Raw genomic sequence first — 23,948 nt, 5'->3', positions numbered from 1 at the left:
GAATCCATTATAAATGAAAACATTCAGGCTGAAAAGGTTTAATGCTTTTGAAAATAATTGGCTGAAGGCGCAACTTATTCAAACTGGATGCTGCCCGGCTGCATAGCCTTGATCTTCACAAGCGACTCTACGCGAACGCCGGATTCCCGAATGGTGCGGCCGCCCGCTTGAAACGATTTCTCCACCGCAATCCCTACACCGGCCAAATAGGCGCCCGATCGGCGGATAATGCGGATCAAGCCTCTCGCCGCATCCCCGTTAGCGATAAAATCGTCAATCAGCAATATCCGGTCCTCCGTATCCAAAAACTCCCGCGATACCATAATATCGGTCACAAGCCCTTTGGTAAACGATGGAACCCGCTCTGAGTACGTTTCCGTCACATCCGCATTAAGCGACTTTTTGCGGCGGGCAAATACCATCGGAACTCCCAATTCCTGCGCGGCCGCAAAGGCTATGGGAATGCCTGACGACTCGATCGTCACGATTTTCGTAATGCGATCCTCACGGAACAAGCGAGCGAATTCCTTGCCCATCGCTGTCGTTAAAACCGGATCGATCATATGATTCATAATCGCATCCAGCTTAATAATATCGTTTGAAAGTACCGTTCCCACTTCTCGAATACGCTGCTTTAATAGTTCCATTTATGCTCCTCCATCGAAAAACTCTTTCCGTTAACTTATCATAACGAGATTCCGTGTTTCAAGTCCTATTCGGATAAACTTTTTTAAACAAACTGCAACTTCTTTCCATTAAATGCGTTAATAAATATAGAGAGCAAGAAACATGTACCATGTCCGTGAAAAGCAGCTGTTAAATATTATAAATGGCTTTTTTCACAAATTTTGACTTCTTTTGGGCCTAAATGCTCTTTGTCGATTAGGTTCGAACGGAGTATGATTAGTAAGGTCGTCCAAGCGGTAGTTCATGAAGCTGATCAATGTCGTCTCGCTGTACAAAAAAGGGAAAATTTTTCTCAGGAAGGAAGATTAGGATGATTAGAGAAACCAGATATGTCGCCCTATGGTCCGTTCCTTTTATTTTCATTATGCTTATTACGGGATGCAACCATGCACCGAATGTGGCCATGCAAGGCACGGCGCCAGGGCACACGCCGGTCGTCGCCGACGTTCCCGCCGATCCCGTCAACAAGCAGGTTTCACCGCCGACGGTAATACCGGCAGAGAAAGAGCCTGCGGCCGTAAACCCGAACGATAAAGTATCGCTGGCAAGCGCGCCTCATGACAACACACCGGAGGATGCAGCGGCAGCCGACGGCAAGCCGGCTCAGCCCGCGAAGCCGAAGATTGATATTCAAGACCCGTTCAATCAGGCCAAGCCTACTTTGCTCGGACTTACCTTGAAAAGCACAGTCGAAACGGTAACGGCCAAATACGGCAAGCCTAAAGAGCAATTCGTCATGGATGACGACAGCGATCCCATTACCGTCTATGATTATACCGATTTCTTGGTGGGCTTTAATAAAAGCAATCTGCTGCAGTTCATCGATATCCGAAGCAGCGAGATTAACCCGGGACTTAACGGCTTAAAGCTCGGACAGTCCACGAATGACGCCTACAAGGCGCTGGGCAAGCCCGATTCGAATACGAGCTTCGTCCTTACCTATAAGTCAACCGGCGCTGTATTGAAGCTGGATATCGACCCGAAATCGGACAAGGTCAATTCCATCAAGCTTTTCGCAGTCGAATAAATCGCTGTACCGAAAAACAGGACTCCTGCCCGGAGTCCTGTTTTTTTGTTCGTTTAATAACACCCGCACAAATGCGACTTGTCCATTCTTCTAATGAGACTGGGCGCGCTTGCGGCGGTAGCGCCAATAGATATAGCCTCCGGTCCCGAGAACCGCTATAATAATCGGCACGCTGATTCCCATATAATGATGAACCAGCTCCATGATCGCAGGTGCATTGTAGCCGATGAAATGGCCCAGCGATAAAAACGTCAGGCACCATACCAACGCCCCGCTCCCGGCAAACAACAAATATCTCCATAATACGACACCGCTGACGCCTGCCAAATAACAGGTGAAATGCCTCACCCCGGGGACGTAATAGCCGAAAGCGACCGTCCATAAACCGTATTTTTTAAACCAGCCCTCCGCCCGTTCCAGCCGCTGCGGCGTCAGCTTCACCCATTTGCCGTATCGGTAAAGAAACGGCTTGCCGACCGATTTTCCCAAATAATAGCTGACCATCATTCCCGTCATCGTCCCGGCAAAGCTTACGATAAAAGATGTGCCGAATGTAAGGGGACCGCCGGTCACTGTTAAAGATCCTACTGTTGTCATCAAAATTTCATCCGGCACGGGGATACCGATTATTCCCACAGCCAATAAGCAATATAACGCAATGTAGCCATAACTTTCAATCAACAGTAAAATTTCATCCAGCACTCGGACACGCTCCAACTTAAAATGTATTCAAATAATAAAGTGCTCATCTTATTTTAACAGAAACCTTTCATTTTCCCAAGTTCGAGTCATGTGTTCGTCCGCTTTCTCATACCTTGTACTAAATCGGGGCGTTACGCTTGAAAGGGGGTCATCACAATTGAAAAAGCTCGGCAGCGTCCTTCAGGTCTGCTTTACCTACGTCGGCACCGTCGTTGGCGCAGGTTTTGCAACGGGGCAAGAAATATTGCAATTTTTCACCCGGTACGGCTGGACCGCAACTTTGACCATAGGCGTGTCCAGCGTGCTGTTCGTATGGCTTGGTATTAAATTAATGCTGCTGGCCCACGATGTCAAAGCTCAGTCCTATGAAGATTTAAACAAGCTGCTGTTCGGCAAAAAAGCCGGCTCGTGGATCAGCCTGTTTATGCTCTTCACCTTATTCGGCGTCACGACCGTTATGCTGGCCGGCGCCGGCTCGGTATTTCAGGAGCATTTTCATCTGCCGTTTCAATTAGGCTTGATCACAACCCTGATCTTGTCGTTCATCGTGTTGAAAAAGGGAATGCAGGCGATATTGACGGTCAATTCGATCGTCGTCCCGTTGATGCTTGCATTCAGCTGCATCGTCGTCTGGTATACGTGGAATTTGCCGGGCTCGGAAAACTGGCTGCGTCTGACAACCGATTACGGCTCGGAACGCATATGGATTGCCCCGTTTCTGTATGCCGCCTTCAACCTGTCGATGGCACAGGGGGTTCTTGTACCCCTCGGCGCCCAGACGAAGGACCGTTCCGTTCTGTTTTGGGGAGGAATCAGCGGAGGTGTGATGATCGGCTTGATGCTGCTGGCCGGCCATTTCGCCCTGTCGGCCCAAATGCCGGGCATATCCCAATTCGATATCCCGATGGGTCATTTGATTCAAAAGCTCGGATGGCTGCTGCAGTTATTGTTCATTGGCGTCATTTACGGCGAAATATTGACGACCTATATCGCCGACGTGTACGGTCTGTCGACACAGCTGGAGCAGCGGACGAAATTGCCCCGGGACTGGATATTGATCATTCTGTTGTTCATGAGCTATTTGGTCAGCCAATTGGGCTTTAAGGAGCTGCTTACGATTTTATACCCGTTAATCGGCCTGTTCAGCACCGCTTGGCTCGTAATGATTATCCGGCAGCGCAGCCGTACGATCCGGACGGACTAGCCGCAGCACCAGCGTAAAGCGGAGCACCATGAACATCATCCCGAACAGCGTAAACACAAATCCGCACAGCAGGTAGCCGTAATGGTACAGCGGGTAGCTGTCCGAATCGCGGATTACCGCAACAACGTCGGTAAACAAAAACAGGCTGCCGATCCCAAAAACGCCAATCAGCGCGTAATCGAAATAGGTCCACTTCATCATGGCCGCTGTGGTTTGGCTGCATAAAAAATCCCGTTCCGCAAGGCTGCCCCCGGCGGCCTCTTTGTTTGTCCTGCTTTTGATGTAAGGAAACACGGTCCAGGCCAAATAAATCGCCGAAGCCGTGACCATCAATCCGATCATACCGCCAGCGACGGCCAGAATCAGTTTCATTCGCGCACCTGCCTTAATTGTTAAAATGATTATCCGCTTTCAAGGCTGAACCGACAGCTTGTAAACGAGCCATAGCGCTATGCCAAAAACGGCTGCGGGGAACACGAGCAGCGCCGCCAGAACGATTTCGTCCTTGGCTGTGGCTGCCGGCCGCCATAGCGCATATTCGACGCGGGACAACCGTGGCATTTCGCTAACGAGCCGGGCGTCAGAGCCGCCGTTCTCGACCGGTACGGCCGGTTCCAGCTTGATTCGCCCCCGCTTCCAGCCAACCTGGTAAGTGATCTCCCGTTCGGGGCGTCTTTTCTCCCCCGTTCGATCCGTTGTCAACCGTTTCAACTCCTTCATTGCGCCTTCGATTGTTATGCTATATACTATAGTATTTATATAACGGTAAAAAATCAATGGCTTTATTTAGAGCCGTAAAAGGCCGCAATACGCGGCAATAAGGAGGACATCCCGATATGCGGAAAGTGGCTGCAGTGACAGGCGGCGCCCAAGGCATCGGCAAGGCGGTATCGCTCGCCTACGCCCGGGCCGGGTATACGGTCGCCATTGCGGACACCGATCAGGAAGCCGGACAGGAAACCGTCCGGCAGCTGAAAGATTCGGGCGGCGAAGGTTTTTTCCTTGATACGGATGTAGCCAGGGAAGCGGACATCGTCCGCTGGATACGGCAAATTGTCGATCAATACGGACGTATCGACGCTTTGGTCAACAATGCCGGCATCAGCCGAAACGGCCCGATGCTTGAACTGTCCGCCGATCAGTTCGACAAGGTGATCGGCGTGAACCTGCGGGGCGCGTTTCTCTGCTCGCGGCAGGCGGCCGCCGCCATGAAGCTTCAAGGCAGCGGCGTTATCGTAAACATCGCCTCCACCCGAGCGTTGATGTCGGAGGCGGATACCGAGGCGTATTCCGCCTCCAAGGGCGGTCTGCTGGCACTAACCCACGCGATGGCTGTCAGCTTGGGACGATACGGGATTCGCGTTAACGCAATCAGCCCCGGCTGGATCGAAACGCGAGACTGGCAGAAAACCGCGGCGCGGGAGGTTCCGGTGCACACGGAACGCGACAGGCTCCAGCATCCGGCGGGCCGCGTCGGAACACCCGATGACATTGCGGCCGCTTGTCTGTATTTGACCGGTGGACAAGCGGGCTTCATAACCGGGCAAAACCTGGTTATTGACGGTGGAATGACGGTCAAGATGATCTACGAATAGCATATTCAGCGAGGAGCTTGTATCATGTGGTTTGTTTTTGCCGCCGCTTCGGCCGTCTGCTTCGGCCTTAGAGGCATCCTGTATCAATGGACCTCCCAGCGTCCAATCGACCGGAACGCGCTGCTGTTCGCCGTCTATTTGTCCGGCGCAGCGATCGCCCTGGCAGTCAATCTGTTTGCCGGCCAGCATTGGTCGCAAGGCGTCTGGATAGGCGCCATTATGGGCCTGTTCTCGTTTATCTCGAACGCGTCGATGTACCGCGGTTTCGCTGTAGGCAAAGCCGCGATCATCGCCATGTTCACGGGCCTGCCCCCGGTCGTCGTGATCGTCATGGCCTATTTCATTTGGGGAGAGAAGCTGAATGTATGGCAAACGATGTCTTTCGTTATCATTATCATGGGGCTTCTGTTAATTCGATACTCGAACGATCTGACTTGGAACAATTTGAAAGGCGCACAGTGGGGCGTCATCGCGATGTTCGCCTTCGGACTAACGGACTTGTCGTCCAAACAGGCGACCCGGCTTGGAGCGGAGACGCTGCCGACGCTTGCGATTATGTATGTCACCGGAACGCTGCTGTTCGGGGTCGCTTGGTTTATCGCCAACCGCAAACAGACGGTCTCAGCCCGGTCTTCCGCCGCAGCCGAAACGGCGGCCGCCTTGGCAGAAGACGACAAGCCTCCGGCTCGCGTGGCTGCAAGCCCGGTCCGCATCAATTGGAGTATCCGCAAAACGATGCTGTGGGGTATGGTCGTAGGCGTAACGAACATTTCCGGAATGATGCTGAACATGCCGGCCTACCGGCTCGGCGTTACGGGTCTGGTATCCGTCGTGACGGCGATGAACGTGGTGATCGTGCTGCTGTATGCCCGGTTCGTATTGAAGGAGCGGTTTACCCGGATGGAAGTGTACGGCCTCAGCGCGGCGATGGCCGGTATCATTATATTGCGGTTGGCAGCCTAGAGGAATAACGGTCAGTTAACGGCTGCTCGGTCCGCTGCGGGACGATACCCTGATTGCTTCGCCTAATGTCAAGAGCGAGTCATACGGATCGCCCGCCAGCTGCAAGATCCGGGCGAAGGCGGGCTCGGTCTTGATCCCCTGCTCTTTCAAACGTATAACATCGTTCTTAAGGTCGGGATATTTCATTAACAGACGATGCTCCACCAACATATGCCGATATGCATGCTGAGCTTCAACCGGCTGCGGCTGGCCGAACAATTCAAACGGAAAGCCGCCAAAATCGAAGTTAACCTTGATGGCGGGCATCTCCCGGATTATGTTCGATTTCACTTGAAAACCCGTATGATTACCATACAATCGAGTCGCTATAGCGGTAAATTTGGCAAAATCTTCAACCTTCATAATAATATCCAGATCGGAGCCGTCTACATCGATCCCGATCGGTATAGTCCCGCACAGCACAGGACCGTACCGGGCCAAATCGTTCAAAATGCCCAAGTCAACAATCGCTTTGTACGCACGACGCTGCCTCTCGTTGCCGGTCTGCAAATATGCAATCGACTTCAACATGTCCCGCTTCCTTCCGTTGGCATAGCTTGGCTTGCCCTGACTGTCGGGATCGCGCTCAACGCGCGTCCACTCTGACAGATTAACCGGGACCTTTTAAGACTGCTCTTTGCGGTAAGTACGGTACACGCTTTTCAGCTGCTGCACGACGCGCGACATTGAATAAGCGTTCTGCGCCTTGTCCCACGCGATACGACCCAAATTGTACCGGTACGTCGGATCGCCGGTCACCTTCTCGAGCGCAGCGGTTAGGGCCGGGACATCGTCCACCGGTACGAGCAAACCGTTTTGCCCGTCCACAATCTGCTCCGGAATCCCGCCCACATTCGTGCCCACCAGCGCCAAGCCGCATAACGCCGCCTCGGCAAATACGGATCCGAAGGATTCCGCACGGGAAGGCAGAACGAACACGTCGAAAAACGGCATGAAATCTTCCGGATGCAGCATGTAGCCGTAAAAAATAATTTCCTCATAAATGTTCAGCTCAATCGCCATCTGCTCCAGCTCCGGGCGAATCGGTCCGTCTCCGATCAGGTGAAGGACGAACGGATTGCCCCGTTTTTTAAGCTCCGCACACGCCAGCAGCAGGGTATCAAGACCCTTCGCGGGAACGAGCCGGCAGACGGTAATGAGCTGCGGAACCTTATTCTCGTGAGGAACCGGACGAAACCGCTTCTCGTCGAAGCCGTTCGGTATGACACTGATCCGGTCGGGATTGGTCACATAGTCCGCCAAATACTGCTTGAATGAATGCGACACCGTAAGCAGCTGGTCGACCCGCTCTTCCAGTTCCCGGTAGATGGACGTTAAAAAAGCGTATTCGGGCCCGTTCTCCTTGATCTTGCCGTTCAGCAACAATTCCTTCTCAAAGCTCGAATGAACCGTCATTATAATCGGGGTGTCCGGAAAAAGCTGCTTCATCACCAGCGCCGCAATCGGATGATGCGCGTGAATCAGGTCATACGATTTGGTCAGACGCATTTTCGTCCACCATACGTAGTCTTTATAGGTTTGTATATATTTTTCGACGATAGGATTACCGGTGTACGCTTGCCAATCGAAGGTAGCGAACTGAACCGGCTCCACCCCTTTGCCGCGAACCCGTTTCGGCAGCGAGAACAGCTCCATTTCCCATCCGCGCTTATTGAAGCGGTCCAGCATAAAAGGAATCATCGACGATACGCCGCCCGGCTGCTCCGGGGGGAAGAACAATGCTTGCAATATATTCATGATAGCCCTCCGTAACGACCGAGTATGAAAATGAATGAGATATATAGTTACATCGTAACAGTATTGCCAGACGACCACAAGAGTTCCAAGCATTCGGACAGCCCTTATTCTTTAAGACAATTTAAGACAATATTTTCACCAAAACGAATGTATGTTTGGTATAATACAATCATCTTTACATGAATGCGAGGTTATTTTCGACAAATGAACGATTTACGGCTGGAAGATTTAGGATCGGGTACGCTCGGCGCCATCATTTCCTATACGATCATTTTGGTGATTCTCCTGCTTACGCTGCTTGTCGCGTTCCGGCTCCTCATGACACGCCGCAAAATCGGCTATCTCTCCATCACGGTCTCCTTGATGATCCTGATGGCGCAGTACGGCCAACTTGTTTATTTCCAGCTGAATCCGGACATAAGCGACACGGCTGCTTTTTGGGCGATGATGCTGAAGGTGTTCTCGTTCTTGCTCGTCAATACGGGAATATATCAGCTGTACAATCCGACCCGGCTGAGAGACGGCGTTGTCTTCGTGGTGTGCTGTGCCGTAACCGCCGTTATCTCGTTGAGCTACTGGTATATCCCCGGCTGGCTGGAAGGGAACGGCTCGCAAATCAAGCTGCTGCAGCCGTTGATCGTCGAGCTGTTTCTGGTCGTTCTCCTATTCATCAGCTTTCTGCTGGTCAATTCGCGCATCGGTCAAAATGTCAAATACCAGCTGATGCTTACGTTATATTTTTGCACGCAAATGATCCATATGGCCAATATTTACGTATTCGGCGGAAACCAGCCGGTATTGATGAAGCTGGAGCAGACGATTCCGATGCTGTTTCATCTCATCCTATTTCTGTTTATCGTCGAGCGCGTCATTGAGCTGATGCAGGCCATCTATAATTCTTCGATCCGTGACGGATTGACGCAGCTGTATAACCGCAAATATTTTTACAACCGGGTCGGACAGTATATCGCCGGGCGGATCAGCGTATCCGTTATTTTCAGCGATATCGATAATTTTAAAAAGCTCAACGACACGAAGGGCCATCATATGGGAGATCAGGTGCTGAAGCAGGTTGCAGGCATTATGAGGGAGGAAACGGATCAGATCGGGATTTGCGGCAGATATGGGGGCGAAGAAATGGTCGTGCTCGTGACGGATCCCGACACAGACTCTGCGGAACTCGCAGAACGCATCCGCGCCCGGATCGAAGCGGAAACGATAGTAACGGTAAGTATGGGATGGTCCAGACACAAAAAGCAGATGACCGCGGACGAGCTGATCAAGCAGGCGGACGAAGCGATGTATAAAGCCAAAACCAGCGGAAAAAACAAGGTCGTCGCGTCTTGACCGCTGGCGGATTCCGTCTTCAAAGCGGCCGTTCCATGCAGTATGCAGATCGCCGGCCACATATAAGGTTACAACGCTACATACATAATAGTGGTCATTCGGGCTGCCGGACGATACCGTTTATTATTCAATGATAAACAACGAGTCCAACGGCTGCTCCAGCAGCTCGCACAACCGCTTCGCTGTGGCCGGCCCTACGCTTTTGACGGATCGTTCGAGCAGACTGATGTAGGATGGGCTCAAGCCCGACTGCTTGGCCAAGTCCCTTTGAGACAACCCCTTCACAATTCTTGCCTTCATAAATACGTTCGGCCTCGTTCTAATCTTCATCCGAACTGAACCCCTCCATTCTTTTCCATCTGCCCATTATTATACCATTTTGTTTTACATGTGCAACTACAAAAGTTTACTTTTGTATCCATTGATGGAAGCGTTGAATTTACAGAAGTTTACTGATAACATAATTGTGTTAACCATTGTTTACTAATCTAAGATGCAGGTGCTGCCGAACATGAACTTTTATGAACAGCTGCGCGACATGCGCAAATTGAAAGGCTTTACGATTCGCGAACTGTCCGATCGTTCCGGCGTTTCCGCAGCATACATTTCCCAGCTGGAAAACGGCAACCGCGGAGTCCCTTCGCCCGACGTGCTGATGAAGCTGTCGGAAGGGCTGAATGCTCCGTACGGCGAGCTGATGAGCCTTGCAGGCTATTTGGAGAAGACGGATTCGGCGCCAAATGATTCGTATACAAAGCCGAAGGTGAACTTACGGCGATTTTTGCGCGATAACGATCTGATTTTCGACGGGACCGAGCTGACCGATCAAGATAAGGAATGGATCGAACGGGTGCTGACTGCGCTCTTTTGGAAGGAAAAGGGGCGGATGAGGGATATTGACCCGAGCTGATTCAAGCGAAAAAAGCAAAGCCTCCCGAGCCCGCTGATGCAGCGGTGCCAGGAGGCTTGTTTGTCATGGATCATGCATGTATTGCGGCCGGCTATCGCAGCGTCCGATCATGGACGCGTTCATATGTGTGCACAATGAGGGTACATCGTTCGGGTGCCGGTGCATTCATTATGGATAATGCCGGCCAACATACGGGTTGTTCCGCGCGCACGGCACATCTCACATGCATTAGGTACGATAGGCAATCGGATCGGGAACCCCGGCTTCCGCGAAGCCTTTCAGCCTGAGCCGGCAGCTGTCGCATACGCCGCATGCCTCGGCTTGCCCGTTGTAGCATGAGGTAGTCAGCTGGTACGGAACCCGCAGCACCGTGCCCTGGCGGATGATTTCCGCCTTGGTCCATTCGCTGAGCGGCGTTTCGATGCGAATCGGACCGCCTTCCACGCCAACGCGGGTAGCGAATGCCATCACTTCCTCCACTTTGCGGATAAATTCCGGACGGCAATCCGGATATCCGCTATAGTCCAGAGCATTGACCCCGATATAAATAGCCTCCGCGCCGATCGATTCCGCATAAGAAGTCGCGATGGACAGAAACAGCAGGTTTCGGCCGGGCACATAAGTAACCGGAATTTCAGACTCTCCGTACTGGGCGGCGGTCCCCGCTTGGCTCGTATCCGGCACGTCGATCGTTTCATCCGTAAGCGCGCTGCCCCCGAACTCCTTCAAAAAACCGAGCGCAATCACCTTATGTCTGTCTTTAACCCCGTAATAATCCGCGACAAGACCGGCATTTTCCAGCTCGATTTTATGCCGCTGCCCGTAATCGAACGTAATCGGATACAGCTCATATCCTTTGTCCCGGGCGATCCCCATGCAGGTTGTGCTGTCCAGCCCGCCGCTTAAAATAACAACCGCCTTTTTCTGCGATGCGTTCACCGTCATGCTTCTTTCTCCCCTTTCACCCTGCTATTCCGATATCGCAGCGATCGTTAAACTCCGCGGGCCGCCGGATCCCAAATTATTTTATGCAGCTGCATATTAAGCTTGACCCCGGATAGCCCATTATCGAGCATCAGCTGCACCAGCTTGGCCGGCGGCATCGTTTCCCAAACCGGACTAAACAGCGGAAGCGCCTCGGTCGGATACTGCGCCAGCACCCGAACCGCCTCGGCAAAATCGCGCACGCTGCCGATCACGAACTTCAGCTCGTCCTGCTTGCGCAGCTTCGCCAAATGGGAAACGACCATCTTGCCGGTTTCGCCTGAATCGGGCAGCTTGTAATCGACAATATATCTCACCTTCGGAGAATGGATCCGCTCCATAAAAGGGACGACGTCAATAGCGCCGTTCGTTTCAATATGCAGGTCCGTAAGCCGGTCTATCGTCAGCAGCGCTTCAATCAGCGCAGCCGACTTATCGCCGTACAAGAGCGGTTCTCCGCCTGTGAGGCAAATACGCGTCGAGCGGTAGGTCCGTACCTCCTCGACAATTTCGCCGATGGTCATCACGCGTTCGGCTTCCTCCGGCGGATAGCTGTATTTCGTATCGCACCAGGTGCAGCGCAAATTGCAGCCGAACAGACGAACGAATACGGTCGGAAAACCGGCTCCGGTCCCTTCGCCTTCCACCGTCTCGAAAATTTCGACCATCGGCAGTTTGATGGCAAGCGGGTCCGCATCCGCATGACGTAAAGGATACGCAACGCCAGCCTTAGCGTCCGGCCGGTCGCTTGCGCCCTTTTTCACATTCGCATCGACCGCCGCTGTGCGGCTATTTCCGTTTGCTTGCTTGTCAACCTGAACCATCCCGTTACGCATCCCCCATCATGGCCGCCGTTACCGCCGCAAAGCTGGTCGGCGTCTCCCACAGCCGGACTTCGTCCAACCGGACGCGCGGATGCAACTGTTCTTCGCGCAGCGCATCATTCAGCTGCTCGTACATCCAGACGACCATATTTTCAGCGGTTGTATTCATTGGCGGCAGCGCCTCGTTTAAATAGCGGTGATCGAGCAGATCGATGATCCGATCTTTAGCGATCCGCTTGATGTCGGCAAAATCTATGACAATCCCGCGCTCATCCGCTTTGCCTCGCATCAGCACCTGCAGCTTGTAGGTGTGGCCGTGCAGGCTTTTGCATTTTCCTTCATAGCAGTGAAGATGATGAGCGCTGTCGAATGTAAATTCCTTGGAAACCAATACTTCTTTATCATGGTATTTAAGCTCGTCTTGTTGAATATCTGTGCCCAATCGTTGTACTTTGACAGGAATCTCGTATTCCATGTTCGTTCACCTCTTCCGTAAAAAAGCCAACCTTTATTATAGCACGGTAGGATTGCTTCTCACAATATGGATAACCTAGTATAATAGGGTTCGAGGCCGAGCACGTTTTTATTCAACCAAGGATAAACGGTTTCGCGTCATTAGCGGACGAGCACGTTTATCTAGGTTGTGCGAAGCAAAGTTTAAAAAATGAGGAGTACGTTCAATATGATTTCCTTACCTCCTTCGTTTATCGAACAAATGACCGCGCAGCTTGGCGAACAGGCCGCGCCGTTTTTGGCGAGCTACAAGCAGCCGCGGACGCAAGGCTTGCGCATAAATCCGGCCAAAGTCCGGACCGACGAGCTTGGGCGAATACAAGCTTTATTCGGCTTGAAGCCGGTGGAATGGTGCGAAACCGGCTATTCGTATCCGGATACGGCGAGGCCCGGCAAGCACCCGTATCACGCTGCCGGCTTATACTACATCCAGGAGCCTTCGGCGATGTCGGCGGTCGAGCTGTTAAACCCGCAGCCGGGCGATATTGTGCTCGATCTGGCGGCCGCCCCGGGCGGCAAGTCCACCCAAATCGGAGCCAAGCTGCAGGGCGAGGGGCTGCTGATCGCCAATGAAATTCATCCGGCTCGCGCCAAAATTTTATCGGAAAATATCGAGCGGATGGGCATCGCCAACGCAGTCGTCACCCAATCCGCGCCGGACCCGCTGGCCGCGAAGTTTCCGGCCTTTTTCGACAAAATCATGGTCGACGCCCCCTGTTCGGGCGAAGGCATGTTCCGCAAAGACCCGCAGGCGGTCGAGGAATGGTCGCCCGCACATGTGGCGATGTGCGCCGCGCGGCAAACGGATATATTGCAGGCTGCGGCCACCATGTTGAAGACCGGCGGTCTGCTCGCTTACTCCACCTGCACGTTCAACGAGCAGGAGAACGAACGGACGATAGCGGCGCTGATCGGGCAATATCCGGCGTTTACGCTGCTGCGGACGGAACGGATCTGGCCGCATCTTCACGCGGGCGAGGGCCATTTCGTCGCGCTGCTGCGCAAAGGCAGCGAGTCCGGCGGGGCGCTGCCGGCGACGAGCGTCCGGGCGGCAGCCGCCAGCCCCGAGGCCCGCGCCGCACAGCGCGGGCCTCGGGGCGTCGCCACGGCCGCCGCAAGGCGCGGCGGCCCGTCCAGGCCGGAAGAGGAGGCGATCCGCCTCTTCCGTGATTTCGCCGCCGAGGCGCTGCCGGGGCTGGTACTGCCCCCCGGGGAGCCGCTGCTGTTCGGCGAGCAGCTGTACTGGCAGCCGGCCGCGGTCGGCTGCCCGTTTGATAGAGGCTCGCTGCACGGCCTGAAGGTGCTGCGAGCCGGCCTTCACCTCGCCGAGGTGAAGAAGGGACGCGTCGAGCCGGCCCATGCCCTGGCTCTTGCTCTGCCGCAGGACGCCGCGCGGCGGGCGCTCGATTTCCCCGCTGAAGCAGCGGAAATCGAGCGCTTCCTGCGCGGGGAGACGCTCGCCGCGGCGGATGCCGGCTGGACGCTTGTCACCGTCGACGGCCACCCGCTCGGCTGGGGCAAGCAAAGCGGCGGCCAGCTGAAAAACCATATCCCCAAAGGGCTGCGCCGGGTGCGCTAGTAGCCCCTTTGAGACGCTTTTTTTGAAAAATCGGAATAATAAGAAAACCTCTATCGAGGCCTATCCAGGATGAGCGACCGCGATTTAAATGTAGCTTTTCTGCAATATCAGAATTGTTCAGCTCCGCTGAAAACATATAAATTCTGATATTATAAGAAAACCTCTATCGAGGCCTATCCAAGATGAGCGACCGCGATTTAAATGTAGGTTTTCTTGCAATATCAGAATTGTTCAGCTCCGCTGAAAACATATAAATTCTGATATTATGAAAAAAACTCCGGAGCGCTGTCCGTCCATCTGTCCGCCCCTTTTCACACCTTTCGGCGCATCATGGTCGGCTCCATGCCGTTTCCGCATAGGCCTCGGTTTGGCAGAACAAGACGGATCAGCGCCGGAGATTTTTTACCGACTCAAGGAGAAGGCGAGCGCGTCAATGAATGGCGCCGCCATCAAACACAAGCTCTTCAAACGGCTTGTTTTGATACAGCATCGTAATATTGAACGTCTCGAATTCTTTTTCCTTATCCAGTTCCTTCATCAGCAGTGTCGCAATGTATTCCCGGTCATCCGAATTGCCCGGCTCCCGGAAATCGATAAAACCGGTTAACTGCCGCTCGCTAATATCGACGGTTGCCGTACCGATCGGCAGTCCGCCGTGCGATTGCTGATATATTTCATAAGTTAGCGTATCGCCGTCGTCACGGCCCAGCACGATGGTGTAATCGTCCTCGTCCAAGTCCACATCCTGCAAGGCTTCAAGGCCATCCTCGCCCTCAAACAAATCCTCATGCGTAAGCTCTATCGTTTCGATAATGTCGTGTTTCCATTTCATATGCAGCACGAAAGTATCCACTTCATCCTCATCGAAATCGCTGACGATCAGATCGGCTACAGCTTCGATCTCATCATCATCCGGCTCATCCATCCAGGTTACGGTGCCGCCAATTTCCCGATTCTCAATCCGGATAGCCGCTTCCGCCACCAGCTCCTGCCCATCGTCATAAATATGATATTCCACTTTATTTCGCGATTCGGCCACGATCATCAGCTCATAATAGCCGTCCGGGTTATCCGCGCTGCGAATAGCCGACAGCCCGGACTCGGCGTCCATCACGTATTCATTTTGCTCGATGAGATCCTCATCTTCAAATCTGTCTTCATCGGTCCAATCCAAATCATAATCATGGTCTTCTTCGTCGTTCGACAGTCCGGCTTCTGCGGCCTGAGTCGCAATAATCTGGTTGTAAGGACCATAGGTGACGATGACATCGCAGGTCTGAGCTCCTAATGCGTTCATCTGCATTTGGATATGCTGCTGCAATTCCTGAATAACGCGCGGCTTGGCACTGCGGGGGAGGCTCTCTTCTTCCAATTGGATAGCGCCCGAAATACGGTCTCCTTCACGATAGACCAGCGTCATCGTACCGATAAACTGATGGTTCCACAGAATGTCGCTTACTTCTCCGCCTGTCGTCTTCAAATCCGTTCTAAGCCTAACATCGGTCATTGTTCCCGCCTCCAGTGGACTATTTGGTCGTCATTCCTTTAAAAACCACCTCTACTAGCGTGTCCTATTAAGCCCAAAAAATATGCACAGGGGCAGAAGTCCAATCGGTCCGTGATATTTATCATATTATAGAGTAGACCGGTAACAAGGTTAACCCAACAAAATATAAGGCTTCTGCCGATGAATCACTCGCTTTGAAGCAGACCGTCTTGTTCATCGGTTAATACAATCAAATGGGAGGAATCAGCATGTCTGGAGTTGGAGGATTTCACACAAGCACTGGCACTATTCTGGTTTTGTTCATCCTGTTGGTCATTGTATCCCGTACCGGCTGGCTGTAAGCTCAACAATTAAATAAACGGCAATAGTCATTGCCCACCGTACGGCAGCTGCTTGGCGCACATGGGCCAAATTCCCCGTAAAGGCAAAGGGCGGCCCCATCCTCTGAGCTTGCTGCAAGCTTCGGGAGCCGCATTTTTGTCACCGTTGATGCGACGATTATCCATAATCGACCCAACGGCGAAAAACCGGTCACTCTTCGCGTCCGGTTTTTTTGTCATTGACAATATAAGGTCCAGGTTACAGTTCAATCGGTTAAATGAGACCGAATCGCACTAAGGCGGTATAAACGCCATCTTCATTATTTGAGCCGGTAACGGCATCTGCGGCCGCTTTCACGGCATCGGGCGAGTTGTCCATGGCAATGCCCAGTCCGGCATATTGGATCATTTCGAGATCGTTGTAATAATTCCCCATTGCCATAATCCGTTCCGGGTGCATGTTCCACCGAACCGCCAGTTGCTCGAGCGCCTTTCCCTTGGACGCTTCCATGCTCATGACATCGATAAAAAAATCGCCGCTACGAATATATTGAAGACTATCCGGGAGCCCGATATGCGGCATTTCCCGCTCCACTTCATCCAACTGGCCGGGAGTGCCGAACAGCGTATATTTGACCAGCTTGCCGTCCAATAACGACAGATCGTCGACATGCTCCGGCTCAAGCATAAATTTCTTATACATCTCCGCCTCCGCAAGCCCGAGCCGGTTGTTCACATACATGCCAAAAGTTGTGCTCACATCGAAATGCACCCGCTTTTCCCTGCAGTAGCGTATCAACGCTGCGACCTCGATAACCGAAAATCCGCATTCGTGCAGCAGCACGTTTCCCGGTGTCTGAACAGTGGCTGCGCCATTATGGGTAATCAGCACGCCTTCCAGACCCAATTGTTCCAAAATCGGAACAGCGTTCCCAGGCCCTCTGCCCGTGCACAGTACAATCTTCACTCCGGCCGAGTGAACCTGCAACAGCGCCTGCCTGGTAAGGGCTGTTATTTCATGCTGGTCATTCAGCAAGGTGCCGTCCACATCCAGGGCGAGCATTGAAAAATTCGCCATCGTTCTCCTCCCCGATTTAACCTTCCTGAGCGCTTCCTCAGCTGCTACTTCCCAGACTGTCCGGACTGCTGCAGCTCATGCAGCTCTTCCGCAGTCAGCTCGCGGCAGGAGCCCGCAGCCAAATGTTCGTCCAGCTGCAGCGGACCCATCGACAGCCGTTTTAAATAAACGACATTTTTGCCGACGGCCTGGAACATTCGTTTCACTTGATGAAACTTACCTTCCATGATCGTCAGCTCGATCTTCGATAGTTCACCATACTCAGGCGCTCCGGATTTCAAAATAACAAGCTCCGCCGGCATCGTCACATAGCCGTCATCCAAGGCAACTCCTTTTGCAAACGACTGCCGGTCTTCTTCGGTAACCTGCCCCTCGATTTCGGCAAAATACGTTTTGGGCACATGCTTGCGCGGGGAAAGCAGATTATGCGCGAGCTTGCCGTCATTGGTCAGCAGCAGCAGCCCTTCCGTATCTTTATCCAGACGGCCGACCGGAAACGGCTCAAACTGCCGGTGTTCCGGATCCAGCAAATCGATCACGGTCCGCTCCCGCGTATCTTCCGTTGCCGATATGACGCCCTGAGGTTTATTCATCATGATATAGATAAACTCGCGATAAAAGATAGCCTCCCCGTCCACCGCGATTTCATCGCGGGTGGGATCGACCTGCATCCCCCCGTCTTTAACCGGACGGCCGTTAACCGAAACGGTACCGGTTTTCATCATTCGCTTAATTTCGCTGCGGGTCCCGTGGCCCGTATGCGCCAGCAGCTTTTCCAAACGCATCGTTCGCTTCAACTATATCCACCTCCAACCGGCGGGATATTCATTTTTCAGCATACCGTCCAGCCATTTGCCCCAGCCGACCGGATACCCGTCCACGCAGACGAGACAATAGCCTTTTGCCGGTACGCTCTCATCGCTTCTTACGACCCGTTCGCCGGCCATGTCCAGCGTCTCCCCCTTCAAATACCGCAATGCGTCATCGTCCCGGGCGGCAAGCCGCACCGTGCGCACGGCATCGTCCGCATGCAGCCCCATCGCCAATGCTTGCGACGGCTCGAAGCGCTGCTTGCGTATACTGCCCAAATACCAGCCCGGCCGGATTACCCGGATGCCGTGCAGATCCGGCAGCCCGTCAGGCGCTGCATACGCGTGTTCGCCATACAGCACAAGACGGCCGACCTGAACAGTCGGCGCAAGTTCTTCCATAAACCGATACAGCGGCTGCATATCGACGGCCGGCTGACTTCTCTGCTTCACGGACGGACGTAATGCAGTCTCGGAGCCGCGCTGCCGCCTCGTTTCTTGGCCCGTCTGAATCACCTCCGTCTTGGCCTGCCCCGTCTCGCTTCGCAGCTCCGAATGCTTCCCGGCATCCCCGCTCTCGTCATTCGCCGGCGTGGCGGCATGCTCGAGCACTGCCACAAAATGCCCTTCTCCGCGCAGGAGATGCGGCCACAGCCTGGCGGTTCCTTCCACCGCCCGTTTCGCGCCGTCGGAAATCTCCACGGAGCCTGATTCTGACGGCGGCGGTACAATAGCTTGCGCCTTTATTGCCGCCGATGCTTTCTCCATGCCGGACGCCGGCATTCCCGCTCGACCGTTGCCCGGTCTGCGCAACCGGGAACCTTCAAGCCTATGCTCACGCTCGCGCTCATCGTTGCCTGACCGTACCCGCTCCGCCGCTTCATTCGCAGCCAGATCCGCAGCCAGATCCACCCATTCGGAGCGGCCGGAGCTTAACCCGTTCACAGCCTCGATCTGCCGTACGCTGAACTGCGGATGCGCCTCGATAAATTCGGCGATCATCGCTTCGTTTTCCTCCGGCGAGAAGGTGCAGGTGGAATATACCATCCGGCCGCCCGGCCTGAGCATGACCGCCGCCTGCCGCAGCAGCTCGCGCTGCATGGCTGCGTATTTCGTCACCCAGTCGGGCTGCCACGCCTTGGCCATATCTTCTTCCTTGCGGAACATGCCTTCGCCCGAGCACGGCGCATCGATCAAAATTTTATCAAAAAACGCGCCGAACGGCCTTTGCAGCTTGTCCGGCTGCTCGTTCAGCACGACCGCGTTGCGCACGCCGCATAGCTCGATATTTTTCACAAGCGCCTTTACCCGGTCCGGATGGATATCGTTCATTACAAGCAAGCCCTGACCTGCCAGCTTCGCCGCGATTTGCGTCGTTTTGCCTCCCGGCGCCGCACATAAATCGAGCACCCGTTCACCGGGACGCACGTCCAACAGCTCCACGGGTGCCATCGCACTTGGCTCCTGAATATAATATAAGCCCGCGTGGTAATGCGGATGCTTGCCCGGCCGGTCCTCCTCGCGGTAATAATAGCCCGTCCGGGCCCACGGAATCGGCTCCAGCCGAAAATCCGTCAAATCCAAAAATTCCGAATTGCTGCATTTCAACGTATTTACCCTCAGCCCGTACCATCTGGGGTCGTCGTATGAGGCGTAGAAAGCCGGGTAATCGTCACCCAGCATTCGTTTCATTTTCGCTAAAAAAGCTTCAGGCAACAATCTGCCCATCATTGTCCAACCTTCCGCAGCCGTATTTATGCGGCATATTCAAATAGATAGCAAAATATGCCGTTAATTCCATTGGAAAAAGTACATTTTATCGCCTTCAGGCAGCTTTTGGCTGCGGGTGATCCAATGCCCGTTCAACCAGCTGAACCTCTGATTGTCCCAATTATATTTCTTATAGCTCAGCGCCGCAACGACCAGATCGGGTCTCGTCAATGAGCTGACATAAATCCGCTTGTTCTGTTCATCCTGGTACAAAACGGTATCGTCTTCGTCCAGCAGCCGAACCAGCTTCGTCTTCCATCGGCACATATAATACGTATTATCTGCCGTATTTACAAATACTTGCTGCTCGGCGGAAACGGCCGCGACATTGACGGTCACATTTCCGAAGACGACATCTTTTTTATCCCAACTGTCGGGCACGTCCACTTTATTCAGCGGCGTCATCGAGCCGGTAGTCAAATCGCCCAGCAGCCAGCTGTCCGTTTTTTTGAAAGGCTGTCCGTTGTTGTTGACCGCGGCTGCAAATTTATGAAGCAGCACCGCTTTCTTGCTTTCGCTATAGCCGCCGAACTCAAGACGCTCCTTCGACTCTTTCGGCAGACTGAACCGTTTGACCGGATTGCCTTGCGCATCCATGACCTGTACCCCTTTGGGTAGGAGCAGCTTTTGCGTCTCGCCTGTCATCCAATTATCCGCCGCGCGGTCGTAAGTAAAATTATAATACATCAAATTTCCTTTTGCATCCGCTCCGACATCGACCAGCCCTTGCTCCGCCGTAAACGGCTGTCGCGCCGTACCGGCGGCCGGATCGAACCACCATAAATCGTTCTGGTAGCGGGCCGTGCCGTATACCGCCGCTCCGCCGTCAGCCCGCAGCTCAAAATATTCGTCGGGCTTGATTTCGTTCGATCCCGGAGCAGCCTGCTTTTTCTCGCCGGTTTCCAGGCTGTATGCGGTAATACCGTTGATGCTATCGCGGACGAACAGATGTTTTTTGTCCGGAGTCAACTGCGTGCTGTAAATAACCGGAAGCTCGCCGGCAGCCGACGTATACGGAACACGGTAAAGCTCCATGAGCGGCGTCACCTTTTTATGGGCCAAATCATATTGATTGACCCTGTATACCCACATCTCGTCCTCGTTCCTGACGGTCGTATATAGAAATGTCTCATTCGATAAATAACCGCACATGGTAGTCGACTGTAAAGCCGATTCCAGATGATCGCCGTACGTAAATCCGATCGGTTCGATCATCATTTGCTGTGATTGCGGTTCATATGCGACCATGTCGACTTGAGCCCAACCGGACTGCTCCTGCTGCAGCTGCTGCCGTTGGATAAAATAAACCATCCGCAGGCCGTCCGGCGAAGCGAACTCGCCCAGAACATGCCCCTGATTTGCTTGATACTGAACCCCACGGTTTACTTTAGCCTTATTCAGCTGCAAAGGGCCGAACTGATGCTGCGGCAAATTGCCGTTCGAGCTCTCGTAATCCTCGACAACCTGGTAGCTGACGGGCATTGCGATCATTTTAGCGGAACCGTTCTTCTGCGCATCGGCAGCCGACAATTGAGTCAGCCGGCTCTGGGGTACATGAGTCCGCCATACAATCAAACTCGCCACACACAAAACTGTGATCGCAACTGCCAACTTCCAATAAAGACCTGCCGTTTTCTTGGTGATGTTCATGTTTTATTCCCCACTGTCTGCACATAGATATGGTTGAACCGTATCCATGTATTCCACACCGGCGGGCAAAATCCTTCAAGGCGAGAAACGCCCGTTTCACGATCCGCGATCATACAAGCGATTATATATTAAATTCGACTCCTGGCAGGGCAGACATGCTTCCATTCATGCGTCTTCATGCCCGGACGAAGGCGGATTCTCCTTTAACGCGTCGACCTGCTCCGTTAATGCCGGATCGAGAATCCGGATATTCAAGTCGTAAAAATCGAACGGTTCCCGCTCCAGCCGCTCCAAACGCTGCAAGTACGTCCGGCTGTCCTCCACCAGCAATCCCAGATCTATGCCAAGCTCCTGCTTGCCAGCGTGCTGCAGCTTGTCCAATGCCGCTGTGAACAGCTTGATGGCTCCGCTCACATTGCCGTTGCGGTGATGATAAAGGCCTACCGCTACCTGCAGCAGACCTTGAAGCAGAGGAGCTCTGCCTTCTTCCAGCCAGAGCTCCTCCATCACTTCATGACATTCGAAATAATCCCGCTCCACATTAAAGTAATAGACAAATTCCACATAAAGCCGATCATACCGGTGTTCTCCTGTCATCGTATCACCTCAATGGTTCGGCCCGCCGTTCCAGCGGCCGGCCGACTACCCTTTCTTGGCTCTTGCGATTGCCTCTTCGATTTCTGCGGAAAGCTCCTTCAAATACCTGACATCGTCCGTCCCCCAATGCTCGTTGAAGCGCAATTGAAACTGGGCGGCTTCCCTGACGCGGTGAAAGTAGTAGAGCTCCTGGATTCCGTTCAAGACGCGGGAGATGATGATGGAATTATCCTCGAACAGCTGCTGCGACTCGACTATTTCATCCCGAATGCTGCTCATTTCCTGATCGAGAATATATGCCGCTTCCGCCGCCTTGCTAAGCCGTTTAAGGACATCTTCCGGCAGACTCTCCCGGTATTTATAATTCAGCGAATGCTCGATCGTCGCCCAGAAATTCATCGCAAGCGTGCGAATCTGCACCTCCGCCAATACCCGTTTCATGCCTAATGCCGTTTGTACCGGGTACTCCACAATCATATGGTAGCTGCGGTAACCGCTCGGCTTCTTATTGGTTACATAATCTTTCTCGTACACCAATGTCATATCCTCACGCTGCCGGATCAAGCTGGCAAGCCGTTCAATATCCTCGACAAACTGGCACATGATGCGGATGCCTGCGATATCTTCAATCCCCTGCTCCAGCTGCTCCATCGGCACGTTCAACCGTTTCGCTTTTTCGAGAATGCTGGATACCTTTTTCACCCGTCCGGTAACGAATTCGATCGGCGCATATTCTTCCCGGCTTTTCAATTCGGTGCGCAACGTTTTAAATTTAACCTTTAATTCTTCAACGGACTGTTCATATGGCAGCAGAAATTTTTTCCAGTCGCGTCCATCCATCCGTATTTCCTCCATTCTGACTAACGCCGGTGTGCGGAACCAACCGCTTCCGATATATGCTTGAACCCGTCCTGTTTCATCAGCTCGGCAATCCCTTCATTCAAGCGGCGGATAATGCCGGGACCTTCATAAATCAATGACGTATAAATTTCCACGAGACTCGCGCCTGCGCATATTTTGTCATAAGCGTCCCTGGCCGTAAAAATGCCTCCCGAGCCGATAATCGGCAGCTTGCCTTCCGTCGCCGCATAGATTTGGCGGATCAGCCGTGTGGAACGCTCAGTCAACGGCCGTCCGCTCAGACCTCCCGCTTCTCCTTTGTGCGGATGCGACAAGCCCTCTCTGGAAATGGTCGTGTTGGACGCAATAATGCCCGAAACACCGCTCCGGGCGATCGTTTGCACCATGTAATGGATTTCTTCATCCGACAAATCCGGAGCAATCTTCACAAGTACGGGCTTTGCAGATCCTCCGCGCTGCTGATGCTGAAGCTTCATTTCATCCTGAACCGCGGCAAGCAGACGCGACAGATCGTCGCCATGCTGTAAATTGCGCAAATCGGGTGTGTTGGGCGAGCTGATATTGACCACGAAAAAATCACCGCGGCTGTACAGCCCCCGAATGCAGGCGCGATAATCGTCCTCCGCATGTTCGTTCGGCGTCGTTTTATTTTTCCCGATATTGACGGCTAGCGGTACGAACCGCTTGCCCGCCTCCTCCAAGTGACGCGCCATTCCCTCGATGCCGACATTATTGAAGCCCATCCGGTTGATCAGCGCCGCATCCTCCGGCAGCCTGAACAAACGGGGAAGCTCGTTGCCTGCCTGCGGCTTCGGCGTAACCGTGCCGACCTCCATAAATCCGAAACCGATGCTTGAAAAGCCGGGAACAGCCTTCGCATTTTTGTCCAAGCCCGCCGCAAGTCCTACCGGATTGGCGAAGGTTATTCCCCACAATTCGGTTTTTAACTCAGGGATCGAAGGTACTCCGTACATGCCTCTGAGCAGCGCCCGACCTCCCGGAAGCTTCGCGACGGCATGAAGTCCGTCAATGATTAGGTGATGCGCTTTTTCCGGGTCCATGCGAAATAGCGCCGGTTTTACAATTTGTTTATAAAGCATGCTTATTTGTCTCTCCCCCACGTGCGTGTTGTTGCTCTCTTTGAACAGTTTATCGTTTTATGAGGGAAAAATAAAGAGGAGGCGCCGAACGAAAATCGGCTTCTCAAACGGATACGGTATGATA

26 protein-coding genes are annotated in these 23,948 nt (G+C 53.3%); 8 read left to right on the top strand and 18 right to left on the bottom strand.

The window, feature by feature from the left end; translation table 11 throughout:
• Positions 1-74: 74 nt before the first annotated feature.
• Complete coding sequence (locus tag E1757_RS19435) at positions 75-647, bottom strand: xanthine phosphoribosyltransferase (protein WP_133231126.1); 573 nt, start codon at positions 645-647, stop codon at positions 75-77.
• 350 nt (positions 648-997) lie between these two features.
• Here E1757_RS19435 and E1757_RS19430 point away from each other — a divergent pair, with 350 nt between their 5' ends.
• Positions 998-1,714, top strand: coding sequence for a DUF4309 domain-containing protein (locus E1757_RS19430; protein ID WP_133231124.1), 717 nt, complete (start codon positions 998-1,000; stop codon positions 1,712-1,714).
• A 90-nt stretch (positions 1,715-1,804) separates the two neighbouring features.
• On the opposite strand, the gene E1757_RS19425 is transcribed toward E1757_RS19430, so the two are convergent.
• On the bottom strand, positions 1,805-2,311 hold the full coding sequence (locus E1757_RS19425) for a DedA family protein (RefSeq protein WP_425464852.1): 507 nt from the start codon (positions 2,309-2,311) through the stop codon (positions 1,805-1,807).
• A 262-nt stretch (positions 2,312-2,573) separates the two neighbouring features.
• Here E1757_RS19425 and E1757_RS19420 point away from each other — a divergent pair, with 262 nt between their 5' ends.
• Positions 2,574-3,620, top strand: coding sequence for a YkvI family membrane protein (locus E1757_RS19420; RefSeq protein WP_133231122.1), 1,047 nt, complete (start codon positions 2,574-2,576; stop codon positions 3,618-3,620).
• Here the strand turns inward: E1757_RS19420 and E1757_RS19415 are convergent.
• Both E1757_RS19415 and E1757_RS19410 read right to left on the bottom strand, forming a co-directional pair.
• Complete coding sequence (locus E1757_RS19415) at positions 3,546-3,992, bottom strand: hypothetical protein (RefSeq protein ID WP_133231121.1); 447 nt, start codon at positions 3,990-3,992, stop codon at positions 3,546-3,548. The two genes, E1757_RS19420 and E1757_RS19415, sit on opposite strands and share 75 nt — an antisense overlap.
• A gap of 39 nt (positions 3,993-4,031) precedes the next feature.
• Complete coding sequence (locus E1757_RS19410) at positions 4,032-4,322, bottom strand: hypothetical protein (protein ID WP_133231119.1); 291 nt, start codon at positions 4,320-4,322, stop codon at positions 4,032-4,034.
• Positions 4,323-4,456: 134 nt separating this feature from the next.
• Between E1757_RS19410 and E1757_RS19405 the strand changes: the two genes are divergently transcribed.
• Both E1757_RS19405 and E1757_RS19400 read left to right on the top strand, forming a co-directional pair.
• Positions 4,457-5,215, top strand: coding sequence for a glucose 1-dehydrogenase (locus tag E1757_RS19405; RefSeq protein ID WP_133231117.1), 759 nt, complete (start codon positions 4,457-4,459; stop codon positions 5,213-5,215).
• 24 nt (positions 5,216-5,239) lie between these two features.
• Positions 5,240-6,178, top strand: coding sequence for a DMT family transporter (locus E1757_RS19400; RefSeq protein ID WP_133231115.1), 939 nt, complete (start codon positions 5,240-5,242; stop codon positions 6,176-6,178).
• 15 nt (positions 6,179-6,193) lie between these two features.
• On the opposite strand, the gene E1757_RS19395 is transcribed toward E1757_RS19400, so the two are convergent.
• Together E1757_RS19395 and E1757_RS19390 are read right to left on the bottom strand one after the other, a co-directional pair.
• Positions 6,194-6,748 (bottom strand): DUF4269 domain-containing protein, encoded by a 555-nt coding sequence (locus tag E1757_RS19395; RefSeq protein WP_133231113.1) that lies wholly within the window; start codon positions 6,746-6,748, stop codon positions 6,194-6,196.
• 93 nt (positions 6,749-6,841) lie between these two features.
• Positions 6,842-7,975, bottom strand: coding sequence for a glycosyltransferase family 4 protein (locus E1757_RS19390; protein WP_133231111.1), 1,134 nt, complete (start codon positions 7,973-7,975; stop codon positions 6,842-6,844).
• A 204-nt stretch (positions 7,976-8,179) separates the two neighbouring features.
• Between E1757_RS19390 and E1757_RS19385 the strand changes: the two genes are divergently transcribed.
• Complete coding sequence (locus E1757_RS19385) at positions 8,180-9,322, top strand: GGDEF domain-containing protein (RefSeq protein WP_133231109.1); 1,143 nt, start codon at positions 8,180-8,182, stop codon at positions 9,320-9,322.
• Between the two features lie 123 nt (positions 9,323-9,445).
• On the opposite strand, the gene E1757_RS19380 is transcribed toward E1757_RS19385, so the two are convergent.
• Positions 9,446-9,652: a helix-turn-helix domain-containing protein gene (locus E1757_RS19380; RefSeq protein ID WP_133231107.1), complete on the bottom strand. Its 207-nt coding sequence runs from the start codon at positions 9,650-9,652 to the stop codon at positions 9,446-9,448.
• A 181-nt stretch (positions 9,653-9,833) separates the two neighbouring features.
• Here E1757_RS19380 and E1757_RS19375 point away from each other — a divergent pair, with 181 nt between their 5' ends.
• A complete protein-coding gene (locus tag E1757_RS19375; protein ID WP_133231105.1) occupies positions 9,834-10,232 on the top strand; it encodes a helix-turn-helix domain-containing protein in 399 nt (132 codons plus the stop codon).
• A 228-nt stretch (positions 10,233-10,460) separates the two neighbouring features.
• On the opposite strand, the gene queC is transcribed toward E1757_RS19375, so the two are convergent.
• From queC to queD, 3 genes are all read right to left on the bottom strand, one after another.
• Positions 10,461-11,177, bottom strand: a complete 717-nt coding sequence (gene queC / locus E1757_RS19370; RefSeq protein WP_133231103.1) for a 7-cyano-7-deazaguanine synthase QueC — start codon at positions 11,175-11,177, stop codon at positions 10,461-10,463.
• Positions 11,178-11,224: 47 nt separating this feature from the next.
• A complete protein-coding gene (locus E1757_RS19365; protein WP_246079319.1) occupies positions 11,225-11,884 on the bottom strand; it encodes a 7-carboxy-7-deazaguanine synthase QueE in 660 nt (219 codons plus the stop codon).
• Positions 11,885-12,044: 160 nt separating this feature from the next.
• Complete coding sequence (gene queD / locus E1757_RS19360) at positions 12,045-12,515, bottom strand: 6-carboxytetrahydropterin synthase QueD (protein ID WP_133231099.1); 471 nt, start codon at positions 12,513-12,515, stop codon at positions 12,045-12,047.
• A 207-nt stretch (positions 12,516-12,722) separates the two neighbouring features.
• On the opposite strand from queD, the gene E1757_RS19355 reads away from it, so the two are divergent.
• On the top strand, positions 12,723-14,132 hold the full coding sequence (locus E1757_RS19355) for an RsmF rRNA methyltransferase first C-terminal domain-containing protein (protein ID WP_133231097.1): 1,410 nt from the start codon (positions 12,723-12,725) through the stop codon (positions 14,130-14,132).
• 430 nt (positions 14,133-14,562) lie between these two features.
• Here the strand turns inward: E1757_RS19355 and E1757_RS19350 are convergent, their stop codons facing one another.
• The gene (locus tag E1757_RS19350; RefSeq protein ID WP_133231095.1) at positions 14,563-15,639 is read right to left on the bottom strand and encodes a hypothetical protein; all 1,077 of its coding nucleotides are present in this window, start codon (positions 15,637-15,639) and stop codon (positions 14,563-14,565) included.
• Positions 15,640-15,887: 248 nt separating this feature from the next.
• On the opposite strand from E1757_RS19350, the gene E1757_RS19345 reads away from it, so the two are divergent.
• Positions 15,888-15,980, top strand: coding sequence for a sporulation protein YjcZ (locus E1757_RS19345; protein WP_133231093.1), 93 nt, complete (start codon positions 15,888-15,890; stop codon positions 15,978-15,980).
• Between the two features lie 253 nt (positions 15,981-16,233).
• Here the strand turns inward: E1757_RS19345 and E1757_RS19340 are convergent, their stop codons facing one another.
• The 7 genes from E1757_RS19340 to E1757_RS19310 all read right to left on the bottom strand — a co-directional run bounded on the left by E1757_RS19340 (position 16,234) and on the right by E1757_RS19310 (position 23,824).
• The gene (locus E1757_RS19340; RefSeq protein ID WP_133231091.1) at positions 16,234-17,037 is read right to left on the bottom strand and encodes an HAD family hydrolase; all 804 of its coding nucleotides are present in this window, start codon (positions 17,035-17,037) and stop codon (positions 16,234-16,236) included.
• Positions 17,038-17,081: 44 nt separating this feature from the next.
• A complete protein-coding gene (locus E1757_RS19335; protein WP_133231311.1) occupies positions 17,082-17,822 on the bottom strand; it encodes a pseudouridine synthase in 741 nt (246 codons plus the stop codon).
• 12 nt (positions 17,823-17,834) lie between these two features.
• Positions 17,835-19,574, bottom strand: a complete 1,740-nt coding sequence (locus E1757_RS19330) for an RsmF rRNA methyltransferase first C-terminal domain-containing protein (RefSeq protein ID WP_133231309.1) — start codon at positions 19,572-19,574, stop codon at positions 17,835-17,837.
• Between the two features lie 63 nt (positions 19,575-19,637).
• Positions 19,638-21,266: a hypothetical protein gene (locus tag E1757_RS19325; RefSeq protein WP_133231089.1), complete on the bottom strand. Its 1,629-nt coding sequence runs from the start codon at positions 21,264-21,266 to the stop codon at positions 19,638-19,640.
• Between the two features lie 165 nt (positions 21,267-21,431).
• The gene (locus E1757_RS19320) at positions 21,432-21,863 is read right to left on the bottom strand and encodes a DUF309 domain-containing protein (RefSeq protein ID WP_133231087.1); all 432 of its coding nucleotides are present in this window, start codon (positions 21,861-21,863) and stop codon (positions 21,432-21,434) included.
• 45 nt (positions 21,864-21,908) lie between these two features.
• Positions 21,909-22,703, bottom strand: a complete 795-nt coding sequence (gene yjbM, locus E1757_RS19315; RefSeq protein WP_133231085.1) for a GTP diphosphokinase — start codon at positions 22,701-22,703, stop codon at positions 21,909-21,911.
• A gap of 20 nt (positions 22,704-22,723) precedes the next feature.
• Complete coding sequence (locus tag E1757_RS19310; RefSeq protein WP_133231083.1) at positions 22,724-23,824, bottom strand: quinone-dependent dihydroorotate dehydrogenase; 1,101 nt, start codon at positions 23,822-23,824, stop codon at positions 22,724-22,726.
• Positions 23,825-23,948: the final 124 nt, after the last annotated feature.

This window comes from Paenibacillus piri, from assembly GCF_004354045.1.
Taxonomy (GTDB): domain Bacteria; phylum Bacillota; class Bacilli; order Paenibacillales; family NBRC-103111; genus Paenibacillus_S; species Paenibacillus_S piri.
This window is presented reverse-complemented; position numbering and strand designations above follow the sequence as displayed.